Below are 23499 nucleotides of genomic sequence, written 5' to 3'. Positions count from 1 at the left end.
TGGGGGTATGATTGGGGGTACATGATTGAATCATCAAAATAAAAGTGTTTTTTGCCAAGTATTTGGGTGATGTATTTGATTCCGCCCCCGGGCACCATTTTCCAGCTTTCGGCTCAAGTTTCCAACAAACGGTTGATTGGGTTTTTGTTTTAAATCAGTCACTTAGGTGAAAGCGCCTCGTTAATACTGCTACTTTTGCCCCGTGTTTGGACGTGTAATTTGCTGCTTTTTTGCTGCTTTTTCTGTAACCCAATTGGTGATACCCAAAACTTAAGCAGCAGAAGAAGCAAGACGTAGTTGAAACTGCTGCTTGCGGCGTGAATGGTAAGCGTTGCATCTGGCCCCCGACTTGAGGTCTATCGACCATGCAGCATCTCGCGTATATTGGCGCTACGCGCCAATAGAGGCACAGTTTTTCACAACATCTACGTCGATTTAAAATTGCGTAAGGCTTGCAGCACGCCATTTAGCGCGTTCTGTCGAGCACCGTGCCGATTTTTGAGCTTAACCCTTACCACAGCAACGTTTGTATTTTTTACCGCTGCCGCACGGACACTTCTCATTGCGCCCAACTTTTCCTCGCGCGGCCTGCCGCAAGACATCCTCAGTTTTGACCATGGGTCTTGCAGAGGCCTTCAATGCTTCAAGCTCATAGTCGAAAACATGTTTTTGCCGAACATAAGCGCCAAAACGGACAAGCCTCGTCGACGGGTCAACGTTGAGACCCAACCATTTGTCAGCTTTCTGAAAATACTTGCGTCGGACCATGTGCTGCCGCAGCGACGGCTCTGCAACAAACTGAGGATCAGAGTTGCAGTGGACTGTTAAACCAGAGGAGCGGTTTTCCATGGGTAGAGTGACGTCACCTCTTCCCTTTGCGGCCATTTGCGCAACGAGCGCCTCAATTTGGAGGATACCGTCTTCTCCCATCTCCAGAAAGGACAGCCCCAATTCAACGCAGAGGGCGTTAGGGTTTCGATCAACTTCGTCGATTACACGAACGACGAACGTATCTTTGAAACGCGTTAGCAAACCTTCTGGCGTTGCCTTTCCCGGAAGACCTTCCCTACGAACAATCATGGCGGCATCAATATCGCTCGCCAGACTGTCATCAAGGTTCAAATAATCATTTTCGTTTTCAAGCCAGAGGTTTGCCTTCAGGAAGTACCCAAGAACCCCCAACTCGTTTGTCGTCATGATCCTATCGTAGTAGAGGGCGCGGCGCTCTAAGTAGGCTAGGACACGAATGGGAGATGGAACGAGTTCAGACAGAACGTCTAAGGTGAACAGATCGACGCAAAGTGGTTTTTCAAATCCTTCCGCAGAATCGGTCTTCAGGAATTGCCGAACTTGAATGCTCAGTGCTGGATAGTGATCCGAGATAACCGTAACCGGAAACACTCGCTCTGGTGTGTGCAACTCCACAACATTTCCGGCTGCATCCTTTGCCACAATGTTCGCAGTTTGCAGGCCATCAAAGCATGCTCGGCATTGACCGTAAGCCTCCTGAATTGCGAGTTGGAAATCTTTTTGAATTTTAACCAAATTGCCGCCCCGAGAGGCAGCCGTAAGCTTTTGAGACTTGCACTGAAAAACGATCCCGATTTCACCGAAAGAGACGTAAACATCAATTTCGCCAACTTTCTTTGTGCCATCGAAAAGGTCTAAGTTTTGATAAACATGTTCGTCACCGAAGACCCTTTTTAGGAATTCAAAGGTCATTTCCTCTGTGAAATGTCCTTTGTTTGCAGATGCCGTCGCTCTGTATGCGGTATCTTGGTACATCCAATGTGTCGGAGACTCATAAATTGCTTCTGTTAGGCTAACGTATTGAAACAAAAAATACCGCCCATCCAAAAGGACGATTGGCCTTGCGGAGGTGATGTTAAAGTCCGTCACCGAATGAAAAGCCCCATTCTCGGAGCTTGCGTCACAGGAAAACGCATCGAAGAAATGCTGGACCGTTTTCTCCGGCAAGCCTGATGCTTCGACTACCTGTGCCTGTTCTAGCTGGAATGCCGGAAGCATCGTCCAAAGCGTTGGGTCAGTTTTTCGAAGGCTTTCGAGGTGATCCATTGCTCTTTGAGATTGGATGTCAACAATTACGTCGGCAATCACTTTGGCATCTTGGAGGGTAAACCCTACGTTGTCGGTAAGCCATTGCTCATCTTGCTGGTAACGAACTTTTGCAAGGTTGCTATACTGAAATGCATATGCGCTTTCGGTCGCATAAAATGCTGCTTCTCTGATTGCTTCTCCTGTGGAAAGGGGGGAACTATCCGCCTGCCAATCGGAAAAAGCGTCTTTGACCATGCATTGATGTATTTCTTCAAGTAGGCGTTCCGCTCGCTCTAGGTATTCTGCGATTACGCTCTGATCTGGAAGCTCGATTGATCCAGTGCCTCCGAGCAGTCCACCGATAAGCGACGCAATCTCGGTTCGTACAAGGCGTTGCGGTGTTTTTTTGTCCGAAATCAACTCGCCGGTCATCTGGTCTTTGAAGGCGATCCAATTGTCGCGGAAGCAGAACATCGCGATTGCGTGGGAAAAGCCGGGACTTCGACACAGTTCCATAAGTTCCTGAAAGCAAACTTCCTCTGATCGCATTGGCGGTAACTCCTCAAAAGTTTTTTCCGCAACATCCGCGTAAAGATTGTATGCGCTTCGCTGGGGTTGTCGCCAAAATACCACAACCTATTGGGGATACCAGTCGAAACAATACACTTCTTCACTCATCTTTCACCGACAACAAATAGATCGTAGGTGCGACGAACAATCCTGTGTCTCAGATATGCTCGGAAGTGGCGCCAAGATGTTGAGACTTCTGACTCAGAGTGCGGCAATCAACTTGAGTTTTGGTCGGAGCATACGCATGACTCATCTGGGCTACCGTTTCACGTGCGGCACAAAGTTGTATCTCTTTTTCACAAACCAGTCGATGGTTCAAAGTCTGCATTAGGGTCAGGACTCATAGCCAGAAAATGACGAGTGCCGCCAGCGCGATGGCTGACAGGAATACCTTTGGGGATCTGTCGTAACGGGTCGCGACCCGCCGCCAATCCTTGAGCCTGCCGAACATGATTTCTATGCGGTTGCGCCGTTTGTAGCGGCGCTTGTCGTACTTCACCGTTTTCTTCCGCTGTTTTCGACCGGGGATGCAGGCGCGTATCCCTTTGTCTTTCAAAGCTTCTCTGAACCAATCGGCGTCGTAACCACGATCTCCGAGCAGCCAATCTACTTTTGGCAGGCTGCCAACGAGAACCCGTGCGCCGGTGTAATCACTGACCTGACCGGCTGTCACAAAGAGGTTCAGAGGACGTCCTTGGCTGTCGCAAATGGCGTGCAGCTTTGTGTTCATGCCGCCCTTGGTGCGCCCAATCAGACGCCCACGCCCCCCTTTTTCACGCCCAGACTGGACGCCGTGCGATGAGCCTTCAGATAGGTGGCGTCGATCATGACCGTTTTCTCTTCACCATGATCAGCAGCCAAACCAATCAGCATCTCGGCGAAGATGCCCTTGTCGCTCCAACGCTTCCAGCGATTGTAGAGTGTCTTGTGCGGGCCGTATTCCTTGGGAGCATCACGCCATCGTAACCCGTTGCGATTGATGAAGATAATGCCGCTCAGCACCCGGCGATCATCCACACGAGGTTTGCCATGGGACTTGGGGAAGAAGGGCTCAAGGCGCGCCATCTGCGCGTCGCTCAACCAGAAAAGATCAGACATGTTTACCGCTCGTTTTTCGAGTCGTGAATCATGCCGCCAACCGGAAATCAATGGGTCCTGACCCTATGTAAGCGAAGCCGTTATTGTTGAAAGTGAGAAGTTAATTTTCAAATATAGCACTTTGTAAGAAGTACCACATCTAAATATAGAGCATTACTAACGATTAAGCCTATCAACAATATGAGGTGCGACAATAGAAGCACCATAATATGAAAGATGGTTGCCATCACTATAAAATGCGTAATCGTCATTACGACTTAAGCAATGGTTTTCATTACACAATGCTTCTGAAGGATAGTAAGTTTCAAATCCAAACTTGATAGAGTAACGTGCTAATATTTCGTTAACGATGCCACTCCGCTTTCTATATTCATCAATTGTAATAACCAATTTATCACTGTTCACGAATGGTAACTTTGAATTCAATGTCTTGGGCACATTAAAATCCAATTCTGGAACCGACATTACAATCAATACATTTTTATTTGACTTAAACAAAGCTTCAAAAGTAAACGCTATAGCTTTTTCTAATTCAGTTAGATTTTCAGAAATCGTTGCACTTTGAAAATCTAAAACTCCATTTTCATTGAAAACATACGCTGCATGGTTGTTATCACCCCATCTATTTCCAATGTGGTAGTTTGCCCATTCGGCATGTAAGACAACATTTCGTATGCTTTCGTCGTTCAAAACTTGCTTGTATGCTGCATTAATTTCATCGATGCACCCATTCTTGCCCATTGCGTCGGTTGCAAAATTGATCAATGGAGCACACCAACTCCCATTGAAAGCGAAAAAGCCACGCTTAGTTAGCGATAACTCAGATTTAAGTGCGTCGGTAATTACTGATGCATGAGAGTCACCGATGACTGCTATATCAATTGTATCGTCACTCGAATTTCTGACAATACAACGCTTACCGTTTAAGATATCAACTGACTCTAATCCATTATGGCAGCCACTAGTATCTCCTTTCTTAGGCATTGTTAAGTGCAACTCATCGTCTGTATATCTGTTCTTATATCCATCGTTTAAGTGCCCACAAAACCCAAACAACGATAAAAGTATGAGCGAAGCTACCGAGGATTTAAATATGGTATTTCTTTCCACTTTAGTTTGTCGAAATGGTTTTTCTATATACTTCCAACTAAGGTAGGCTAGTGCTAAGCTTAAAACCGATAAAGAGAAATAAACTCCACTCGAAAATGTATTTGCTGATGATATTCTTGCAAATGCAAATAAAGGCTGGTGCCAAAGATATGCTGAATAGCTAATTAAGCCAATTCCAACAAAGCCTTTAGTGCTGAGTAGTCTAGCAGCAATTGTTTCTTTATCTGCATACAGTACTAGCATTACAACGCCAAGCACTGGCACAAGCGCATAAACACTTGGAAAAGGTGTAGTCTCATCGTAAAAGAAAATTGAAAAGACAATTGCAGCTAAGCCAATTAGAGCAAGTAAATTATTCTTTTGAACGCCTTGCTTATGCACTATAAACGCAGCAATCGAGCCAGCGAACAATTCCCACGCACGAGTCGGCGCTAGATAAAAGTTCGCCGTAGCTTTGTTACGCCAACCCCACTCACTTAGCATTAAGCTGATTGCAGCCATGACTACAATCATCCAAAACACTCTGTTCTTGCCAAAGCGCCAAGCTAAAATTAAGAAAATAGGAAATAGGACGTAGTACTGTTCTTCAACAGCTAAACTCCATGTATGCAGCAATGGTTTTTCTTCTGCTGCTGCTGCAAAGTATCCACTTTCACGCCAAAACAAGATGTTTGATGCAAACAAACTTACGGCGACAAGACTTTGTGAAAAGTCTTTCATTTGACTTGGTAGCATCCACATCCAAGCAAACGGAATGCATACAAGCATTACAAAGAAAAGTGCTGGAAGTATTCGTCTAGCACGTCTCTCGTAGAAGTTAACGATACTAAAACGCTTGTTCTCTATGTCTTCAATAAGGATTTTTGTAATCAAGTAGCCACTGATTACAAAGAACACATCTACGCCAACAAACCCCCCACTAAACAATTCAAATCCAGCATGGAATAAAATAACAGGGACAACAGCAAGTGCTCGCAAGCCGTCAATTTCAGCGCGATATTTCAAGTTAACAATCCTTTAAGTGAAGTTTAGTGTTGATTTCCGCTGAGAAGTGACCCGGTATTTTCACCGAGAACTGACCCACCTTCGTTTATGTCTCAGCGGTCATGTTGTGGTCAATGCGGGTGTCTCCTTTCTCTTTTTTTTTGCGGCTTCTGAGCTGGCTTTGTAGCGGTAGCTGTCGTTGCCGGTTTCCAGGATGTGGCAGCGGTGTGTGAGCCTGTCGAGAAGCGCTGTGGTCATTTTTGCGTCGCCGAAGACCTGGGCCCACTCTGAGAAGCTGAGGTTGGTGGTGATGACCACACTGGTGCGTTCGTAGAGTTTGCTGAGGAGGTGGAACAACAGCGCGCCGCCGGATGAACTGAACGGCAGATAGCCGAGTTCGTCGAGGATGACCAAGTCGATCTTGGTCAGCATCTCGGCCAGTTTGCCGGCCTTTCCGAGCGCCTTTTCCTGCTCCAGGGAGTTGACGAGTTCCACCGTCGAGTAGAAGCGCACCTTGCATCTGTGATGCTCGATGGCCTGGACGCCGAGAGCTGTGGCGATGTGGCTTTTGCCCGTGCCGGGGCCACCGATCAGGACGACGTTTTCCGCGTTCTCCATGAACTCGCCACGGTGCAACTGCCGAACGCTGGCCTCGTTGATCTCGCTGGACTTGAAGTCAAAGCCTGCGAGGTCCTTGTAGGACGGGAAGCGCGCCACCTTAGTTTGGTAGGCAATGGACCGGACTTCCCGTTCGGCCATTTCCGCCTTGAGAAGTTGGGACAACATTGGCGTTGCCGCTTCGAACGCCGGTGCGCCCTGGGCAACGAGATCGTCAACGGCTTGCGCCATGTCATGCAACTTCAGGCTGCGGAGCATGATCACGACCGAAGCGCCTGCAGGATCATGACGCATGGCGCTTCTCCCCGGCCTGTCTCAGATCATCATAGCGATCGACATTGGCCTTTGGCGCTGTGTCCAGGGCCAGAGCCTCTGGCGGATCGACCTCTGGCAAGTCTGTCTGCTTCTTATCGATTGGCCTGTGAAGCAGGTTCAGGACATGCGTCTTGGTGGGCACGCCTGCTTCCAGCGCGAGTTCTACAGCACACAGAACGGCGTCTTCGTCATGGTGCAGAACCAGGGATAAGATATCGACCATCTCGCGGTCACCGCCCTCCTTGCGCAACATATGATCCTGCAGACGGCGGAAGGCGTCCGGCATCTCGACGAACGGCGCACCATTGCGCAGGGCGCCGGGTTTGCGTTGGATAACAGCAAGATAATGACGCCAATCATAGATCACCCTGCCTGGTTTGTGGTGAGATCGCTCGATGATGCGGTCATGGGCGCAAACGGTATGGCCTTCGGCCACCACAACCAGCCGATCCGGATAGACATGCAGGCTGACGCGGCGGTTCGCAAAGCTGGCCGGGACGCTGTAGCGATTGCGTTCGAAGGTGATCAGGCAGGTGGGCGACACCCGCTTGCTGTGCTCCACAAACCCATCGAAGGCCGGGGGCAGTACCATGAGCGTGGGCTTCTCGGCTTCCCAGACATCGGCGATAGAACCAGGCAAAGCCTTGTGTGGTGTCTCTGCCCATAAGGCGATGCAACGATCCTCAAGCCATTGGTTCAGCTCATTCAGATCGCCGAAGACAGGCATGACCTGCCATAGGCGATTCCGAGCGTCCTGAACGTTCTTCTCCACCTGTCCCTTCTCCCAACCGGCTGCCGGGTTGCAGAACTCAGGCTCAAACACATAGTGGCTGGCCATGGCCTTGAAACGTGCGTTGATATCGCGCTGCTTGCCTTTGCCAACACGATCTACGGCCGTCTTCATGTTGTCGTAGATCCCGCGACCGGGCACGCCGCCGAAGACGCGGAACGCGTGCCAGTGGGCGTCGAATAGCATCTCATGTGTTTGCAGCGGGTAGGCCCGCACCAGGAACGCCCGGCTGTGTGACAACTTGATATGGGCGACCTGCAGCTTGACCCGCTCGCCACCGATATTGGCCCAGTCTTCGCTCCAGTCGAACTGGAATGCCTCGCCGGGTTGAAACACCAAGGGCACAAAGGTTCCGCGCCCGGTCGTTTGTTCCGCTCGATGCCGATCGGCACGCCAAGCTCGGGCAAAGGCCGCCACGCGACCGTACGACCCATCATAGCCAAGCTTGACCAAGTCAGCATGCATTTGCTTCACGGTTCGACGTTCCTTGCGTGGCTTCCGCGTCTGCGCCAGCAACCAGGCCGACAACCGATCCGCATACGGATCCAACTTGCTTGGACGAGATGGCGTCTTGAACTTCGGCTCAACCGCGCCCTCGCGTAGGTACTTTCTGATGGTGTTGCGAGACAGGCCGGTGCGCCTTGAAATCTCGCGGATTGGCATTTTGTCACGCAATGCCCAGCGTCGGATAACACTCAAAAATCCCATGTCGATCACTCCAAATCTCCCCGACCGAATCCGTCAGGGCAACGTGTTCACATGGGTCAATTCTCAGTGGAAACTTAGGGGGCTACCGGGTCACTTCTCAGCGGAAATCAACAGTCTACGTGTTTTTTTGCCAACGATGGCCCTGTCTTCCGGCTGGCTCTGATGACGCGACCGCATGAATCCAGCCGCGGAACGGGTTCACCGTCATATTGAGCAAACCAAAGAAAAGAGGAAAACAAACAAGAAACCGAAAGGTATAGTTCCCAAGTTTCGAGACGTTGAGGCACTCATCACGCAAGACTTGTTCCGCCTTGATGCGATCAGGCGCGAGGCTTGCACCTAGCCGCCGGTTTACCTGCCTTCCGGCACTGATACGTAACCTCAATATCTTGTGTTCTTGCCAGCAGCTGACTTGCGATTCTCGAAGACCCGACGCTTTGCATTCCCAATGGTATTCGGGGGCAGAATACCATTCTCTCCACCAACAGGTCGCGGCGGCAAAGAAAGCGCCAGATGCAGCGCTCTCGCTTCAGAATTGATAGGTAGCGCCGAAAATCAGCCCGGATTGGCTGAACTCGAACGGGTTTCCGTTTACCACGCTCTCCATCGACAAATGCCGATAACCGCCGCGCAGAACCCAATTGTCATTGAGCTGGTAATCCGCCGTCAAGAGCGCCTGCCAGGTTTCATTCCCCTTTTCGAGCCCGCCATAGTCGAAAAAGGCCGTTCCGTTCCATCGCTCCGAAAACGCCACCCGTGCACGGAGGCCGACAACCGGGTCCACCCAGCCCGCTTTTGCGGTCGCGCTGCGCGGCGCCGCCGCTCCCGGCACAAGAGCCAGCGTAGTATTGGTGTCAAACCACCTGAAACCAGCGGCCAGATCAAGTTCAACCGCATCACTCTCATACACCTTATAGGCCACGTATCCATTCAGAATCTGCGTCGTCATCGACGCATTCATTTTCGAGTATGCTGGTCCGGGCCTGGGATTGCTGAAAGACAGATCATTGTACATGTAGTCCGCCAGAAAGCTCCATTTTCCATTGGAGGCGCCAAAGGCGCCCATGAATGCAAAATCCAGGTTAGCCAACGCATCTGCAAAGCTGAGCGTGCCTTCGATCCGCCCGCCCGGCGTGGTAATCGCCGTGTTCGTCTCCGGCATGAAAAGATAGACTGTCGCCTCGTAGTTCCAGTTGCTTTGCTGGGCAAACGCTGGCGCCGCAACGGCGCTGAACGCGGCAAGGGCTGCCGAGAGCGTCGTACAAGTTTTCATTCCTGACCTCCTTCATGTCGGACCTGTGCGGTGCACCTCCAGTTCAAAAGACGATCTGGCCCCGCCTGGCGAGGCGGGACAGCGCAATGCCGGATACAACCCGCATGTGGCAATACTATCGCACGAAATGCGGTTTGTCCCACGCGCCGTTCAATCGTGACGCCTAATGTCCGGCTGCCACTCAAGTCCTGCAAAACGGGCCGCCTGCCCCCCGGCCCAACGCCCCGTAGCCAGGCAGGCCGTCAACAGGTAGCCACCTGTCGGCGCCTCCCAGTCCAGCATTTCACCAGCCGCGAACACGCCGGGGAACCGATGTAGCATCAATTCCTGGTTCACTTCCGAAAACGGAATACCCCCGGCGGTCGAAATTGCTTCGTCCATCGGTCGCGGCCCGGAATGCCGGAGCCGCAACGCCTTGATAAGCGGCGCAGGATCGTCCGGCAGAGGGCGGGCAAACTCCATCAAGAGCGCCTGTTTTACGGGATCGAGCCGCAGCGCCTTGCGCAGGTGGTTGGCCATGCTCGCCTTGCCCCGCGGTTTGCTCAGCCGTTTGCGAATTTCTGCGACTTCCAGATCCGGCAAAAGGTCCAGCGTCAGGACCTGCCCCTCGCGCATCGGCTTGGATACAGCATAGACCCCGCCCCCCTCGATCCCGCGTTGCGAAATCACGAACTCGGCCCGCACCGCCTTGTCCCCTGCCCGGAGAACGACGTTCTTGACCGGGCTCCCGAAAAAGCGCGCCATGTGGGGCGACCAGTCGACGAGATACCCCATATTGGCCGGCTGGAATGGCGCCACCGGCACCCCGACGAACTCGGCCCACGCCCCATCCGATCCAAGCCGCGCCCAGCTGGCCCCGCCACAGGCCAGAACCGCCACCTTCGGGACAATCTCCTCGACGCCTTGCGGCGTGTCGAACCGAAATCCCCCACCCACCCATCGCCACCTGCGCCGCAGGCTGACGCCCTGCGCCTCCAACCGTGCCAGCCAGGCCCGCAACAGGGGGGATGCCTTCATCACCTTGGGGAAAACCCGGCCCGACGACCCGGTGAACATCTCCTGCCCCAGAGTCTTTGCCCAATGCGTCACCTCGTCCGGCCCAAACGCCTCAAGCATGGGGCGCAGGTGCGGCGCGGCCTCGTCATAGGCCGCAAGGAATGTCTCGAAAGGTTCGGCCTTGGTCAGGTTCAGCCCCGACTTGCCGGCCATCAGGAACTTGCGCGCGGGTGAAGGCTTGGCCTCGGCAATTACCACCTCCAGCCCCGCCGCCGACATCACGTCCGCCGCCATCAGCCCGGCAGGACCGGCCCCGATGACCAGCGCCTCCGTCATGAAGACCGGGTCTCGATCGACCCCTTGAGCTCGACCACACGCTGCGGATAGGGAATCTCGATGCCATTGTCCTTGAGCGCATTCCAGATCAGGAAGAGCACGTCCGACATGAACTTGTTCTTGCCGTCATCTATGCCCTCGACCCAGAATTCCACCGCGAAATCGACCCCGCTATCTCCAAATCCACGCAACTCGCAATCCGGCGGGAAGGGTTTGTCCAGAACACCCGGATGCTTGGCCACGGCGGCCTCCACGATATCCGGGATTAGGTTGATATCCGTGTCGTAGCTCACCGAAAAGGGCGCCTCGTAGCGGTTGGCGCTTCCCTGGTCCGAGAAATTCACCACCCGCGTAGTGATGAAGTCCTCGTTCGGCACCACGATCCAGCGCCCATCAAAGGTTTCCAGGATTGTAGCGCGTGCGGTCATCTTGACAATGGTACCCGCCTCGCCGCCGTCCAGCTCGACATAGTCCCCCACCGTGGCCTGCCCCTCGAGCAGAAGGATCACACCGGAAATGAAGTTCGACGCAATCTTCTGGAGGCCAAAGCCCAGCCCGACACCGATAACACCGGTCAATACCGCCAGCGACGTGAGCGATATGCCCATGATGTTCATCACCAACAGGAAAGCGACGCCGAAAATGGCGATTTCCACCGCCTTCGCAGTCAGCTCCCGCATGGCCGGGCGCATCTCTTCCTGCTTCTTGATGAACTGGTTTGACTGCTCGTTCGACCACCTTCCCAGCCAGAATATCGCGCCCCCGACGATCAAGAAGCGAATTGCGAACAGCAACGAAAAGGACAGGTTGCCCAGAGGCACGATGGTCTCGTCCAGCTTCTGCATCGCCGGATCGAGAAGACCCAGCGCATAAAGCGCAGCAACCGGGATCAGCACATAACGGCCGAGCACTTTCATCAGCGGATCATGGATGATTTCGCGTACGAGAATACGCACCGCGATGAACAGGAACACCCGTTTGCCAAAGGCAATCACCGCGCCCGATCCGAACACCGACCGCGTGACGCTTTCCCCCAATCCGGTGAACAGGTACGCCAGCAGGGGCAGCAGCAACGGCACGAAGACAAGAACAAAGCGCCGCAGGCGGGCAAGCGCGTGGGTCTGCTCTTCCGGCGGCGTCAGCAAACGGGTCAACAGCGGCCGCGCCTTTCGCGCCATCAACAACGCCATCAGGAAGGCCGCGACCAGCAAGGCAAACTGTGACCACGCCGCCGGGCTCATTACCCAGCCCTCGGCGAATGACCACATCTGCTGCGCCTGTTCCAGCGCTTCCTGCGCGATTTCCGACCCTTCCATCATACCCTCATACCGAGTTACCCTCCCGACAATCTCATGCCCGCAAGTCATGGCAAACTCAAGGGAAACCCCGTGTCGGATCCGATATGCCCCCTATGTGGCCGCCCGATTCCGCCCGATGCGCCCCAAAGCCTGCACCATCTCATCCCCAGGCTCAAAGGCGGCAAGGGGGGGCCGGTCGTGCGACTGCACCAGATCTGTCACAACGAGATTCACGCCACATTCACCGAGGCAGAATTGGCCCGGGACTATTACACGATCGAAGCCCTGCGCGCGCATCCGCGGCTTGCCCGCTTCACCCAATGGATCGCCAGACGTCCACCCTCGTTTCACTCGCGAACACCCGGCCCGCGACGCAAACGCTGAGCGCGCCAATGGGGCGCTCAGCCACACATCTGTTTGATGCCTTGCGCGATCTCCGGTTTCGCAGCGAGCGTATCCGCCACGATCTCCCGCGCGGCGTCCAAGAGCACCTCGCGCTCGACGATCCGGTCCACCAGCCCAAAGGCAAGTGCCTCATCGGCCAACAACTTCTGCCCTCCCATCAGTACGAGCTTGGTGCGAGCCGGGCCAATCAGCGCGGCCATGCGCCCGGGGTCGGAGGGTTGCGGCAGGAAGCCGAGTTTCATGACCGGATAAAAGAACTTGGCCCCGGGCACGGCCAGGCGGATGTCACAGGCCAGCGCCATACCCATCGCACCCCCGGCAAGGGTTCCGTTCAGGGCCGCAATGCTCAATCCCGGCAGAGCAGCAATGGCGCCCGACAGCCGTTCCCAGACATCGCTCGTGGCCAGACCAGCACGCGCCTCTTCAAGGTCGGCACCGGCGGAGAACACTTTTCCAGTGCCTGTGAGGACAAATGCACGCGCCTCTTGCGCGGACTCCGCGATGTCTGCCAGTTCCGAAAGCATCGCGTGTGTCAGAGAATTGGCCTTGTCGGGACGGTTGATCGTGACCACCCACAGACCGTTCTCCTCTTTGACAAGCTCAATCATACCAGGCCCACTTTCCGACGGATGTCTTCGTCACGCAGCGAAATTTCATCGCCAAGCCATGCGTCCGCCTCGGCACCGCACATCCAGAGCAGGCACCTTGCAGGCCATTCCGGTGGAATGTGATCAGACCACTCCAGCTGGCTTACCGGGTTGATACCGCTGGCCTTGATTTCGCGCTGCATCTGTGTGGCCACGGTGCCGGGCGACAGGCCAATTGCCCGGATCCCCTTGTCGCGTGCCTCCTTGTCGACACAACGGGTCAGCATGTTCACCGCCGCCTTGGAGGCGCAATAATGGCTCCAGGCCTCGACGGGTCCATGCGCCGCGCCCGAGCTGATCGTGAGGATCGAGCCACCTCCCGCGCGCTCCATCACCGGCATGACAGCACGCATGCCGTGGTAAACCCCCTTGAGGTTGATGTCGATCACCTGTCCCCACTCGTCCGGAACAGACTGGTCCAGATGGGCGATCGGCTCGACCACCCCGGCGTTGTTAATCAGAACATCCACCGCACCGAACCGCTCGACCGTAGCCGACACCATCGCTGCGACCTGGCCATAGTCGGCCACGTCACAGGGGATGGCCATGGCCTGCGGTCCGATTTCGTCCGCGATGGCGGCAATCGCTTCGGTGCTGCGAGCCGTGAGAACAACGCTGGCGCCGGCCTGTGCAAAGATCCGCGCCGCGCTTTCACCGATCCCGCGGCTTGCGCCTGTGATGATCACCGTTTTTTCCGACATATCCGCCATAAATCTTTCTCCTCGCGCAAGATTTGCCCCACTGGTAATCGCGAAGTGAAGCCGGGTCCACCCCTTCACCCTTGACCCCGCCGCGCCATCGTCCGAAGCTATGGCCGAAGATTAAGTGAGGGATGTCCCAATGAATTTCCAAAAACGTATTGCAGGGTCGGGCCTGCTGGCCACATTTTTGCTTTCCACCACTGCCATGGCCGATGTCGGCGCGCGCGATGTCTGGGAAAGCTGGCGCGGATATCTGGGGGGATTCGGATATGATATTTCCGCCTCGGAAAAGACCGACGGAAATACGCTCAGCATCAACGACTTGACGCTCGGCATGAGCATCCCTGACGAAGACGGCACCGTGACCGTCGAAATGGGCAGCCTGCAGTTTGTTGAAAACGGCGACGGCACGGTTGCAATCGTGATGCCGAACCAGATGCCGATGCGCATTCTTGCAGATGTCGATGGCGAAACGGTCGACGCGGTCGTCACGTTAAGCCACACCGGTTTCAGCACGATCGTTTCGGGCACGCCCGAAGAAATGACCTATACCTACAACGCCTCGGAACTCGGCGTGGCGCTGACCAGCCTTGTTGCCGATGGTGAACCGATGCCCGAGGGCATGGTCGTCAACGCCATCATGAGCGGTGTCATGGGGCGCTCAAAGATGGCCGTGGGGGAAACGATCACCACGCAACAGAAAATGAGCGTCGATACGCTTTCCTACGTTGTTCAGGCCGAGGACCCCGAAGGCGGTGGCGCCGTGGATATCAAGGGCAGCATGAACGGGCTGGAAATGGACGCGGACGCAGTTGTGCCGACCGGCGACTACGGCGAAGATCCCGCCGCGATGTTCGCCGCCGGGTTCGACATTGCCGGGTCCTACGCGCTCAAAGGCTCCGACCTCGCCTTCATGCTGACCGAGGACGGAGCGCAGACCAACGCCACGATTACCACCGGCGCCTCCAACATGGCCATCAAGATGAACGACATGGTCATGGCCTATTCCGGAACGCTTGCGGACATTCAGCTCAACGCGATGGGGCCGGATATCCCGTTGCCGATCGACGTGGCCATGGGCGAATTCGGGTACGGGTTCGAGGTACCGCTCAAGGCGGACGAACAGCCGCAGGATTTTGCCGCCAATCTCACACTCGCTGACCTTGCAGTCTCTGAAATGATCTGGGGCATGGTCGATCCGGGCCAGGTTCTGCCGCATGACCCGGCGACAATGATCATCGATATCGTCGGCAAGGCCACGGTCTTTACCGACATCATGACGCTGGACGAAAACTCCGACGAGGTGCCGGGCGAGCTGAACGCCATGTCGCTCAAGGATCTGCAACTGCGCATCGCCGGGGCAAGCCTGACCGGCATGGGTGCTTTCACCTTCGACAACTCCGACATGGAATCCTTTGACGGCCTGCCGCGCCCCGAAGGCGCGCTTGATCTCAACATCAAAGGCGTGAATGGCCTGATGGACAAGCTGGTTCAGATGGGCCTTTTGCCCGAGGATCAGGTCATGGGCGCGCGCATGATGCTGTCGATGTTCTCGGTTCCCGGCGCAGGCGAAGACGAACTGACCTCGCGGATCGAGGTCAACGAACAGGGCCATGTACTGGCCAATGGACAGCGCCTGAAGTAAGCCAGGACACAGCACGCAGAGGGGCCGCCGCGCGCGGCCCCTTTCGTTTTGCGGGACTTGCACCGGACCCCCACCCGGTCTACCTCAGGTGAAACAGATCACAGGGGCATCATGAGCCAAAATCTCCAAACCCTCGCAGAGCAGCTTCTTGACGCGGCCCAAAAGGCGGGTGCGGACGCCGCAGACGCGATGACGGTTCAGGGCACCTCGCTCTCCATCGACGTGCGCGAAGGCAAGCTGGAACAGGCCGAGCGCTCCGAGGGGCTCGATCTGGGGCTTCGGGTCTTTGTCGGTCAGCGTCAGGCCAACGTCTCCGTTTCCGACGCGCGCCCCGAAACCATCGCAACCATGGCCGAACGCGCCGTCGCCATGGCGCGTGAAGCGCCCGAAGACCCCTATATCGGACTCGCCGCGGCCGATCAGCTGGCCACCCGCTGGGATGTGGATGCGCTTGAACTTGCCGATCCCGCACCCGAGCCCGACCCGGCCGCACTTCAGGCCGACGCCATCGCCGCCGAAGCTGCTGCGCTGGCCGTATCGGGTGTCACGCAGGTGCAATCCGCGACTGCGGGATTCAGCCACACCCAGATGCACCTTGCCGCCACCAACGGCTTTTCAGGCGGCTATCATCGCACCAGCCGCGCCACCTACTGCACCGCCATCGCCGGTACCGGGGACGGCATGGAGCGCGACTATGACGGGGACGGACGCATCTTCCAGAGCGACCTGCGCCGCCCCGAAGACATCGGCACCACCGCCGGGCAGCGCGCAGTTGAACGGCTAGAGGCCCGCAAACCCGCAACCGGCGCTTACCCTGTGCTGTTTGACGAACGCATTTCCTCATCGCTGATCGGACACCTGCTGGTTGCCGCCAACGGCTCTTCGGTGGCGCGCGGCTCATCGTGGCTACGCGAAAAACTTGGGCAGCAGGTGCTGCCCGAGGGTCTTTCTCTGATCGAAGACCCCCTGCGCCCGCGCACCTCCGGGTCCCGCCCCTTTGACGGCGAGGGCCTTCCGACACGCGCCCGCAAGATCGTGGACAACGGCGTCCTCACCGGCTGGACACTCGACCTCGTGAACGCGCGCAAGCTGGGCATGGCCTCAACCGGCAATGCCGGGCGCGGTGTCTCGGCACCACCCTCGCCCTCCACATGGAACGTCGCCCTGACACAAGGTGACAAATCCCGCGAAGACCTGATCCGCGACATGGGCACCGGCCTTCTGGTCACATCCCTGATCGGCTCGACCATCAACCCCAATACCGGCGATTATTCCCGTGGGGCTGCGGGGTTCTGGGTCGAGAATGGCGAACTCACCTACCCGGTCAACGAATGCACCATCGCGGGCAATCTGCACGACATGCTGCGCGGGATGATCCCCGCCAATGACGCGCGCACCTATCTCTCCCGCGTGGTTCCTTCCCTGCTGGTCGAAGGGCTGACCCTTGCCGGGAACTGACCTCGACCTCCTGATCGACGCCGCGCGCGAGGCAGGACGCATTGCCACGCGCTTTTCCGGCCCCGAGGCCCAGGCTTGGCACAAGCCCGAGGGCGCTGGCCCCGTGACCGAGGCCGACCTTGCCGTCAACGAGATGCTCGAACGCGAATTGCGCGCAGCCCGGCCCGACTATGGCTGGCTGTCCGAGGAATCGCTCGACAGCGGCGACAGGCTCGCGGCGGAAAAGGTGTTCATCATCGACCCGATCGACGGTACCCGCAGCTTTATCGACGGCTCGAACACATGGGCGCATTCGCTGGCCATCGCGCAAAACGGCACCGTCACCGCCGCAGTCGTGTTCCTGCCGCTGCGCGACAAGCTCTATAGCGCGGCGGACGGCCGGGGTGCCCACCTCAACGGCGCACCCATTTCGCCAACCACGCGGGACAGGCTCACCGGGGCCAACATGCTGGTCGCGCGACCGGTGATGGACGCCAAGCACTGGAAAGCCGCACCCCCCAACGTATTCCGAAGCTACCGCCCCTCGCTGGCCTATCGCCTCGCGCTCGTGGCCGAGGGCCGCTATGACGCCATGCTCACGATCCGACCGACATGGGAATGGGACATTGCCGCCGGAGACCTGATCCTGCGCGAGGCCGGGGCCACCACCTCGGATCGCACAGGCGCGCGGCTGCGCTTCAACAACCCCGACCCGCGCGTCAAAGGGGTGATTGCCGCCAATGCCGCCGTGCATGGCGACATCAAAAACGCGCTCACGGGACGCTAAGCCGAGCGATAGCGCTCAACAAAGTTGCGCAGCACTTTTTCGGGTGCGTGCACATCCGCCGCGCGGCACATGTCGATCAGACCCTGCGCATCCTCGGGGCGGAAATAACCGCGATGCTTGTAGATGTTGATCCGCACTTCGAACCCATCACTATCGGCCTCCGGGTGAAACTGCGTGGCATAGACATTCTCACCGTAGCGGATCATCTGATAGGGGCAGGTCGGTGAACTGACCAGGTGCGCGCACCCGTCTGGCAGACGCTGCACCGCCTCCTTGTGACCGACAAAGGCATGGAACGCATCGGGGACACCCGCCAGAACTGGATCGGCTTTGCCGTCTTCCGTCAGCACGCAATCCGCCGTGCCCACCGCTTCCGAATAGTTTTCCTTGTTCACGACGCGGCCAAGATGATGCCCCAGAATGCCAATCCCGTAACAGCACCCAAGGAACGGAAAATCCTTCGCGGTGATCTCTGGCATTAACCCCAGGACGGCCGTTTCGATCTGCGCCTCGACCGGGGTTTTCTGGTCTTCCGGGTCGCTCACGCACCCCGGCCCACCGCCCACGATCACCCCGGCATACTCCTCGAGCTGCAACCCTTCGGGCAACGGTGATTGATCAAGCCGGATCCGGTGCACTTCAGCCTCGTCAAGCCCGCCTTTGCGCAGAATGGCTTGGAACTCGTCATCCGAGGCTTCGGTTTCGGGGCGCAGTTGCAGGATCAGAAAAGGTTTCATCGCTAGCCATCCAAAGTAATGCCGCCTGTGGTTGCCCGATTGCGCCGGATGCGTCAACAGGGCAAGGTTGCGCAAGCGCTCTGCCCTTGAGGCCGCGGCCCATCGGCCCTAGGTTGCCAGCGAACTCAAACTTCAGGAGTCATGCAATGACCCAGCGCCTGCACCTCGTCTTCGGCGGCGAGTTGGTGGACCCCACCAAATCCGCGTTCAAGAATGTCGACGACATCCATATCGTCGGGATCTTCCCGAACTACCAATCCGCGTATGACGCCTGGCGCGCCGAAGCGCAGCGCACGGTGGACAATGCCCACATGCGCTATTTCATCGCCCACCTGCATCGCCTGCGCGACGAAGAGGCCGAGGCGTCCTCGACCGAAGAACTGGGCTGATCCCCCCGATGGCGCGCTCGCTCAGCCTTGCGGCCTATCTGGCCTTTGCGCGCCGTCAACCGGCCAGCCTGTCCCGCATCACCACCCCGCGCCCCGACGGGGAACTGGTTTGGATGCATTGCGCCGATCCCTCGCGGGCGCGTGCCATGGCGCAAATGGGCCTGCGGCTTGCCGCGAACCGGCCCGGCACGCACCTGTTGCTGACCACGTCGCCCGGCCAGCGCCCGCCGCGCGGCCTGCCCCCCGGCATGACCTGGCAGGAAGGCCCCTCGGAAAACCCCGGTGACGTCCGCGTTTTTCTGAACCATTGGCGGCCCGATTTGCTTTTGTGGCACGGTCCCTGGCTGCGCCCGGCCCTGATCGACGCAGCCGCCCAACGCGACATACCGGCCGTCCTGCTCGAAGCTGACAATCCGGGTCTGGAAAACCGCCGCTGGCGTTGGGTTCCCGAACCGACCCGTGCGACCATCATGCGGTTCTCCGCCCTCATGACCCTTGATAAAGCCGCCTCCGAGCGGTTTCGCCGCTCCCTTCCGCTCGATGGCCCCACCGTCATCGACAGCGCCCGCCTTCTCGAAGAAAGCCCGGTCCTGCGCTACAATGAAACCGACCTGGAAGAGCTGCGCTCCGTACTGACCGGGCGTCCGGTCTGGCTCGCGGCACATATCCAGCCCGAGGAAACGCCCGCTGTTCTGAGCGCCTATCGCAAGGTGCTCAAACTTTCACACAGGATGCTTTTGATCCTCGCGGCGGACAGTCTTGAAAAGGCACCGGCCATCCGCCGCCAGATTGCCGACTCCGGGTTGCGGCTCGTGGATTGGGAAAATGGCGAGTTTCCCGACAACAACACCCATGTTCTCTTGGCCGAAACCCCGGACGAACTCGGGCTCTGGTACCGTGTTGCCCCGGTCACGCTGATGGGGTCGTCCATCGCGCCGGGCTTCGGAGGGCGTGATCCCCTCGAACCAGCGGCACTTGGCTCTGCCGTGCTCTACGGGCCGGGGGTGCGCAATCATCTTGACGCCTACAAGCGGCTGGTCGACGCGGGCGGCGCGCGCATTGTGCGGGACGCCTCAAGCCTCGCAGCCGCCCTGATCCACCTGCTGGCCCCCGATCAGGTCGCGGCAATGGCCCATGCCGGCTGGCAGGTGGTTTCAGACGGCGCCGAGGTCTCGGATGCCATCATCGCCCTGTCTCAGGACATGCTTGACGCAAAGGACAGTTTTACATGAAGGCGCCGCGTTTCTGGGATAACCCCGCCGACCGCCCCGGCTGGCAGGCCCTCCTGCTTGCTCCTCTTGGAGCACTCTATGCCCGCACGACGCGCAAACGCGTGGCCCAAGGCGAAAGCGGCCTGAAGGCCCGCGTCCCCGTGATCTGCATCGGAAACCTGAATGCGGGCGGCACGGGCAAGACCCCGACCACTATCGCCCTCGCGCAGCACCTTCAGGCGCGCGGCCTCACTCCGCATGTCGTGTCGCGCGGCTATGGCGGATCGCTTGAAGGGCCCGTGCGCGTCGATGAAATGCGCCACACTGCCAGCGAAACCGGAGACGAACCGCTCCTGCTCGCCGCCTTCACCCCGACATGGGTCGCCAAGAACCGCGCTGCAGGTGTCACCGCCGCGCAGGACGCCGGGGCGGACGTGATCCTACTGGACGACGGGTTCCAGAACCCCTCGGTCCAAAAGGACTTGTCGATCATCGTCGTGGACGCGGCCAAGGGCTTTGGAAACGGGCGCTGCATCCCGGCAGGCCCCCTGCGCGAACCTGTCGATGTGGGATTGAAACGTGCTGACGTTGTGCTGTCCATCGGCCCTGAAGCATCGCAATCCGCCTTCAAATCCGCTTGGGGAGGTCACATCACCCTGCCCCATCTGACCGGCCACCTGGCCCCGCTGCAAACCGGCATGGACTGGACCGGCACACGGTTCCTTGCCTTTGCCGGGATCGGCAACCCGACCAAGTTCTTTGCCACTCTGCGCGGTCTTGGCGCCGATATCGTGCGCGAACAGCCGCTGGATGATCACCAGACTCTGACTCCAGCCCTGCTCACACGCCTCGCCAAGGAAGCGGCACAACATAACGCACAGCTTGTCACCACGGAAAAGGACGCCGTACGCCTGCCCCGCGACATGCGCCCGCACGTTCTGACCCTGCCTGTCCGTTTGGAAATCGACGACTGGTCCGCGCTGGACACCGCCCTCGATAGAGTGCTGCCCGGACAGGACTGACCCGTCCGGGCAAAAAGCGGCTTAAAGCTTCGAATCCAGGATCGCCTTGAGATCCTTGTAGCTCATGTTCGAATGCTTTTCGCCATTGATGATCAATGTCGGCGTACCGGAAATATCATCGGCGCCTGCGTTCTTCTGATACCACGCGATCAACGCCTTGGCCTTGTCTTCATCCTGCAGGCAGGCCTGCAGCTGGTCATCCTCCAGCCCGGCCAGACGCCCGGTCTTGCGCAACGCGTCGGCAATCGCCACCGGATCACCGGCGCGGCTCCATTCCGACTGCGATTTCATCAAGAGATCCGCAATGCCAAAAAAGCGTTCCTGCCCGCCGCACCGCGCAACCATCGACGCCCACAGGCCAAAGCGGTCAAAATAGACATCCCGGAAAACGAACTTCACCTTGCCGGTATCCACGTAATCCGTCTTGAGCTGCTTCAGGACGTTTTCGTGAAAGCTGGCGCAATGCGGGCAGGTAAACGACGCGTATTCGATCAGCGTGATCGGCGCATCTTCCGCCCCCATGACCATCTCGACCACTTCCGAAGAAGAGGCTTCGGCCCCGTCGGACGAGACCAGTTCGACATTGGCCAGCGGCACGGTGGTGTTGGTGGACTGGCTGTACCAGTATCCGCCGCCCGCAACGGCAATCAGCGCCACAAGGACGATGGGTAGTAGACGGTTCATTCAGAAACCTTTCGTGTCGTTTTTTGTTTTGAAAGCACGTTCGACGCCAGTCGTTCAAGCGCCTGTCGCAAATCCGCATCTCCGACCGGCGCGGCCACTTCGGCGGCCTCTTTGCGCACCTCCGGGTCCGGCGCGGCCTCGCGTTTGGGTTTTGGTGCGAACTGCGCCTGCCCCTCGGCAAATCCTGTGGGCGCGGTCTGGGTGATACGCAGCCTTGCAATCGCGTTATAGCCATAGGCCGCATTCACCCGCGCCCGCAGCTTTTCCTTCTGCATCTCGAGCATCGGCGCTTGCGCCCCCGTGGTCAGCACGGTCAGCGTCGCGCCGAACCCCTGACGGCCGTATTTCACATCAACCGGCTTACAGATGCGCGCGACATCCTCTCCCACGATCTCGGCCCAATGGGTCAGTACCTTGGTCACGGCAAAGCCCCGACTTTCGCCAGCCTGCCGGATTCGGTCCCGCAATAGCGATGACGTACGTTTGAAACCTTTGGTCGTGGCGCGGCGCATGTCGAGTCTTGCATCCTTGGATCAGGCGCTATTGTAGTGTGCCTGCCGCGCTGTTCCAGCGAAACCGCTTCCATGGGGGGATAAAACTTGCGTGACCTGCCGGAACCTGCCGACCTGCTCGACTGGTATGATACCCACGCGCGCAAGATGCCGTGGCGCGTTGGCCCGGCAGAGCGCGCTTCGGGCCACCGCCCCGATCCTTACCGCGTCTGGCTGTCCGAGATCATGCTGCAGCAAACCACCGTGGCCGCGGTCAAGGACTATTTCCTGCGCTTCACGACGCTCTGGCCAGACGTGCACGCACTCGCGGCGGCGCGGGATGAGGATGTCATGGGCGCGTGGGCAGGGCTCGGCTATTACGCCCGCGCCCGCAACCTCCTGAAATGCGCCCGTGTGATCAGCGAGGATCTGAAAGGTGCATTCCCCGACACGCTGCCCGAGTTGCTGAAGCTTCCCGGCATTGGCCCCTACACGGCCGCCGCCATATCCGCCATCGCCTTTGACCGCCCCGAAACCGTGGTCGACGGAAATGTCGAACGGGTCATGGCGCGGCTCTTTGATGAACACACCCCCCTGCCTGCGTCCAAACCGCTACTGACCGAACACGCCGCTCGCCTGACACCCACGCAGCGCCCCGGCGACTATGCACAGGCGGTCATGGACCTTGGCGCCACGATCTGCACCCCGCGCAACCCGGCCTGCGGCATCTGCCCGTGGCGCACGCCCTGCAAGGCCCGCGACATGGGCACCGCCGTAGACCTGCCCAGGAAGACCCCGAAAAAGCCCAAGCCGATCCGCTTTGGCACCGTCTATATCGCCCGCCGTGTCGACGGCGCGGTCCTTCTCGAACGCCGCCCCGACAAGGGGCTGCTGGGCGGCATGCTGGGCTGGCCCGGCTCGGACTGGAGCGAGAACGAAACCCCGCCCCACGACACCCCGATCCGCGCCGAATGGAAGACATTGCCTGCCGAGGCGCGTCACACCTTCACCCATTTCCACCTGCGCCTCACGGTCAAGACCGCGCTTGTGCCCATGGACCGCACCGCCAGGGTGGGCGACTTCCTCGAACAGGCCGATTTCCGCCCATCCGACTTGCCCACGGTCATGCGCAAGGCGTTCGATCTCACGCGCAAAGGGTGAAGCCCGTTGCGGCTCCCGGCAAGGCACC

Annotated in this window: 21 protein-coding genes; 8 read left to right on the top strand and 13 right to left on the bottom strand. The window is 58.0% G+C overall.

From position 1 onward, the window contains the following. Positions 1–504 precede the first annotated feature (504 nt). The 8 genes from ACS3QZ_RS16555 to ACS3QZ_RS16520 all read right to left on the bottom strand — a co-directional run bounded on the left by ACS3QZ_RS16555 (position 505) and on the right by ACS3QZ_RS16520 (position 12172). A complete protein-coding gene (locus ACS3QZ_RS16555; RefSeq protein WP_456038833.1) occupies positions 505–2607 on the bottom strand; it encodes an SEC-C metal-binding domain-containing protein in 2103 nt (700 codons plus the stop codon). A gap of 361 nt (positions 2608–2968) precedes the next feature. Further along, positions 2969–3726, bottom strand: a protein-coding gene (locus tag ACS3QZ_RS16550) for an IS5 family transposase (protein ID WP_456036452.1) whose coding sequence is annotated in 2 segments (ribosomal slippage) — positions 2969–3405 and positions 3405–3726 — 759 coding nt in all. Because the reading frame shifts where the segments join, the coding sequence is not laid out codon by codon here. A 156-nt stretch (positions 3727–3882) separates the two neighbouring features. After that, positions 3883–5841 (bottom strand): acyltransferase family protein, encoded by a 1959-nt coding sequence (locus ACS3QZ_RS16545; RefSeq protein ID WP_456038832.1) that lies wholly within the window; start codon positions 5839–5841, stop codon positions 3883–3885. A gap of 99 nt (positions 5842–5940) precedes the next feature. Further along, positions 5941–6732 carry an IS21-like element helper ATPase IstB gene (istB, locus tag ACS3QZ_RS16540; RefSeq protein ID WP_456037809.1) on the bottom strand — a complete coding sequence of 264 codons (792 nt, stop codon included), beginning with the start codon at positions 6730–6732 and terminating at the stop codon, positions 5941–5943. Beyond that, on the bottom strand, positions 6722–8251 hold the full coding sequence (gene istA / locus ACS3QZ_RS16535; RefSeq protein ID WP_456035996.1) for an IS21 family transposase: 1530 nt from the start codon (positions 8249–8251) through the stop codon (positions 6722–6724). Before istA ends, istB begins: the two co-directional genes overlap by 11 nt. Positions 8252–8780: 529 nt before the next feature. After that, positions 8781–9524, bottom strand: coding sequence for a porin family protein (locus ACS3QZ_RS16530; protein WP_456038831.1), 744 nt, complete (start codon positions 9522–9524; stop codon positions 8781–8783). Positions 9525–9674: 150 nt separating this feature from the next. Further along, positions 9675–10856: a TIGR03862 family flavoprotein gene (locus tag ACS3QZ_RS16525; RefSeq protein ID WP_456038830.1), complete on the bottom strand. Its 1182-nt coding sequence runs from the start codon at positions 10854–10856 to the stop codon at positions 9675–9677. Further along, on the bottom strand, positions 10853–12172 hold the full coding sequence (locus ACS3QZ_RS16520; protein WP_456038829.1) for a mechanosensitive ion channel family protein: 1320 nt from the start codon (positions 12170–12172) through the stop codon (positions 10853–10855). The genes ACS3QZ_RS16525 and ACS3QZ_RS16520 overlap by 4 nt, the downstream gene beginning before the upstream one ends. A 72-nt stretch (positions 12173–12244) precedes the next feature. On the opposite strand from ACS3QZ_RS16520, the gene ACS3QZ_RS16515 reads away from it, so the two are divergent. Further along, entirely contained in the window at positions 12245–12538 is a 294-nt protein-coding gene (locus ACS3QZ_RS16515) for an HNH endonuclease family protein (protein WP_456038828.1), read from the top strand. 17 nt (positions 12539–12555) lie between these two features. Here ACS3QZ_RS16515 and ACS3QZ_RS16510 read toward each other — a convergent pair whose 3' ends face one another. Together ACS3QZ_RS16510 and ACS3QZ_RS16505 are read right to left on the bottom strand one after the other, a co-directional pair. Continuing rightward, positions 12556–13167: an enoyl-CoA hydratase/isomerase family protein gene (locus ACS3QZ_RS16510; protein WP_456038827.1), complete on the bottom strand. Its 612-nt coding sequence runs from the start codon at positions 13165–13167 to the stop codon at positions 12556–12558. After that, positions 13164–13916, bottom strand: coding sequence for an SDR family oxidoreductase (locus ACS3QZ_RS16505; RefSeq protein ID WP_456038826.1), 753 nt, complete (start codon positions 13914–13916; stop codon positions 13164–13166). Before ACS3QZ_RS16505 ends, ACS3QZ_RS16510 begins: the two co-directional genes overlap by 4 nt. A 130-nt stretch (positions 13917–14046) precedes the next feature. Here ACS3QZ_RS16505 and ACS3QZ_RS16500 point away from each other — a divergent pair, with 130 nt between their 5' ends. From ACS3QZ_RS16500 to ACS3QZ_RS16490, 3 genes are all read left to right on the top strand, one after another. Beyond that, positions 14047–15552 carry a DUF2125 domain-containing protein gene (locus ACS3QZ_RS16500; protein WP_456038825.1) on the top strand — a complete coding sequence of 502 codons (1506 nt, stop codon included), beginning with the start codon at positions 14047–14049 and terminating at the stop codon, positions 15550–15552. A 111-nt stretch (positions 15553–15663) separates the two neighbouring features. Next, positions 15664–17010 (top strand): TldD/PmbA family protein, encoded by a 1347-nt coding sequence (locus tag ACS3QZ_RS16495; protein ID WP_456038824.1) that lies wholly within the window; start codon positions 15664–15666, stop codon positions 17008–17010. After that, positions 16997–17776, top strand: coding sequence for a 3'(2'),5'-bisphosphate nucleotidase CysQ (locus tag ACS3QZ_RS16490; protein ID WP_456038823.1), 780 nt, complete (start codon positions 16997–16999; stop codon positions 17774–17776). The genes ACS3QZ_RS16495 and ACS3QZ_RS16490 overlap by 14 nt, the downstream gene beginning before the upstream one ends. Here ACS3QZ_RS16490 and ACS3QZ_RS16485 read toward each other — a convergent pair. After that, positions 17773–18513 (bottom strand): glutamine amidotransferase, encoded by a 741-nt coding sequence (locus ACS3QZ_RS16485; RefSeq protein ID WP_456038821.1) that lies wholly within the window; start codon positions 18511–18513, stop codon positions 17773–17775. The genes ACS3QZ_RS16490 and ACS3QZ_RS16485 overlap by 4 nt on opposite strands. 146 nt (positions 18514–18659) lie before the next feature. Between ACS3QZ_RS16485 and ACS3QZ_RS16480 the strand changes: the two genes are divergently transcribed. Genes ACS3QZ_RS16480 through lpxK form a run of 3 tightly spaced genes read left to right on the top strand, consistent with a single transcriptional unit; the run spans position 18660 to position 21135 of the window. Next, entirely contained in the window at positions 18660–18902 is a 243-nt protein-coding gene (locus tag ACS3QZ_RS16480) for a DUF4170 domain-containing protein (protein WP_093093639.1), read from the top strand. An 8-nt stretch (positions 18903–18910) separates the two neighbouring features. Continuing rightward, complete coding sequence (locus tag ACS3QZ_RS16475; protein WP_456038820.1) at positions 18911–20134, top strand: 3-deoxy-D-manno-octulosonic acid transferase; 1224 nt, start codon at positions 18911–18913, stop codon at positions 20132–20134. Next, positions 20131–21135 carry a tetraacyldisaccharide 4'-kinase gene (gene lpxK, locus ACS3QZ_RS16470; RefSeq protein ID WP_456038819.1) on the top strand — a complete coding sequence of 335 codons (1005 nt, stop codon included), beginning with the start codon at positions 20131–20133 and terminating at the stop codon, positions 21133–21135. Before ACS3QZ_RS16475 ends, lpxK begins: the two co-directional genes overlap by 4 nt. Before the next feature lie 21 nt (positions 21136–21156). Here lpxK and ACS3QZ_RS16465 read toward each other — a convergent pair whose 3' ends face one another. Both ACS3QZ_RS16465 and ACS3QZ_RS16460 read right to left on the bottom strand, forming a co-directional pair. After that, positions 21157–21819 carry a DsbA family protein gene (locus ACS3QZ_RS16465; protein WP_456038818.1) on the bottom strand — a complete coding sequence of 221 codons (663 nt, stop codon included), beginning with the start codon at positions 21817–21819 and terminating at the stop codon, positions 21157–21159. Beyond that, on the bottom strand, positions 21816–22331 hold the full coding sequence (locus ACS3QZ_RS16460) for a DUF721 domain-containing protein (RefSeq protein ID WP_456038817.1): 516 nt from the start codon (positions 22329–22331) through the stop codon (positions 21816–21818). The genes ACS3QZ_RS16465 and ACS3QZ_RS16460 overlap by 4 nt, the downstream gene beginning before the upstream one ends. 87 nt (positions 22332–22418) lie before the next feature. Here ACS3QZ_RS16460 and mutY point away from each other — a divergent pair, with 87 nt between their 5' ends. Then, a complete protein-coding gene (gene mutY / locus ACS3QZ_RS16455) occupies positions 22419–23471 on the top strand; it encodes an A/G-specific adenine glycosylase (protein ID WP_456038816.1) in 1053 nt (350 codons plus the stop codon). The last annotated feature ends 28 nt before the right edge of the window (positions 23472–23499 follow it).

It is taken from the genome of Shimia sp. W99 (genome assembly GCF_053851455.3).
The sequence above is the reverse complement of the archived record's forward strand: the minus strand, read 5'-3'. Positions and strand labels throughout refer to the sequence as shown.

Coding starts and splice junctions, on each gene's coding strand:
- ACS3QZ_RS16555 (WP_456038833.1), bottom strand. CDS start 2,607: ATGCGATCAGAGGAAGTTTGCTTTCAGGAACTTATGGAACTGTGTCGA.
- istB (WP_456037809.1), bottom strand. CDS start 6,732: ATGCGTCATGATCCTGCAGGCGCTTCGGTCGTGATCATGCTCCGCAGC.
- istA (WP_456035996.1), bottom strand. CDS start 8,251: ATGGGATTTTTGAGTGTTATCCGACGCTGGGCATTGCGTGACAAAATG.
- ACS3QZ_RS16530 (WP_456038831.1), bottom strand. CDS start 9,524: ATGAAAACTTGTACGACGCTCTCGGCAGCCCTTGCCGCGTTCAGCGCC.
- ACS3QZ_RS16525 (WP_456038830.1), bottom strand. CDS start 10,856: ATGACGGAGGCGCTGGTCATCGGGGCCGGTCCTGCCGGGCTGATGGCG.
- ACS3QZ_RS16520 (WP_456038829.1), bottom strand. CDS start 12,172: ATGGAAGGGTCGGAAATCGCGCAGGAAGCGCTGGAACAGGCGCAGCAG.
- ACS3QZ_RS16510 (WP_456038827.1), bottom strand. CDS start 13,167: ATGATTGAGCTTGTCAAAGAGGAGAACGGTCTGTGGGTGGTCACGATC.
- ACS3QZ_RS16505 (WP_456038826.1), bottom strand. CDS start 13,916: ATGGCGGATATGTCGGAAAAAACGGTGATCATCACAGGCGCAAGCCGC.
- ACS3QZ_RS16500 (WP_456038825.1), top strand. CDS start 14,047: ATGAATTTCCAAAAACGTATTGCAGGGTCGGGCCTGCTGGCCACATTT.
- ACS3QZ_RS16495 (WP_456038824.1), top strand. CDS start 15,664: ATGAGCCAAAATCTCCAAACCCTCGCAGAGCAGCTTCTTGACGCGGCC.
- ACS3QZ_RS16485 (WP_456038821.1), bottom strand. CDS start 18,513: ATGAAACCTTTTCTGATCCTGCAACTGCGCCCCGAAACCGAAGCCTCG.
- ACS3QZ_RS16480 (WP_093093639.1), top strand. CDS start 18,660: ATGACCCAGCGCCTGCACCTCGTCTTCGGCGGCGAGTTGGTGGACCCC.
- ACS3QZ_RS16475 (WP_456038820.1), top strand. CDS start 18,911: ATGGCGCGCTCGCTCAGCCTTGCGGCCTATCTGGCCTTTGCGCGCCGT.
- lpxK (WP_456038819.1), top strand. CDS start 20,131: ATGAAGGCGCCGCGTTTCTGGGATAACCCCGCCGACCGCCCCGGCTGG.
- ACS3QZ_RS16465 (WP_456038818.1), bottom strand. CDS start 21,819: ATGAACCGTCTACTACCCATCGTCCTTGTGGCGCTGATTGCCGTTGCG.
- ACS3QZ_RS16460 (WP_456038817.1), bottom strand. CDS start 22,331: ATGCGCCGCGCCACGACCAAAGGTTTCAAACGTACGTCATCGCTATTG.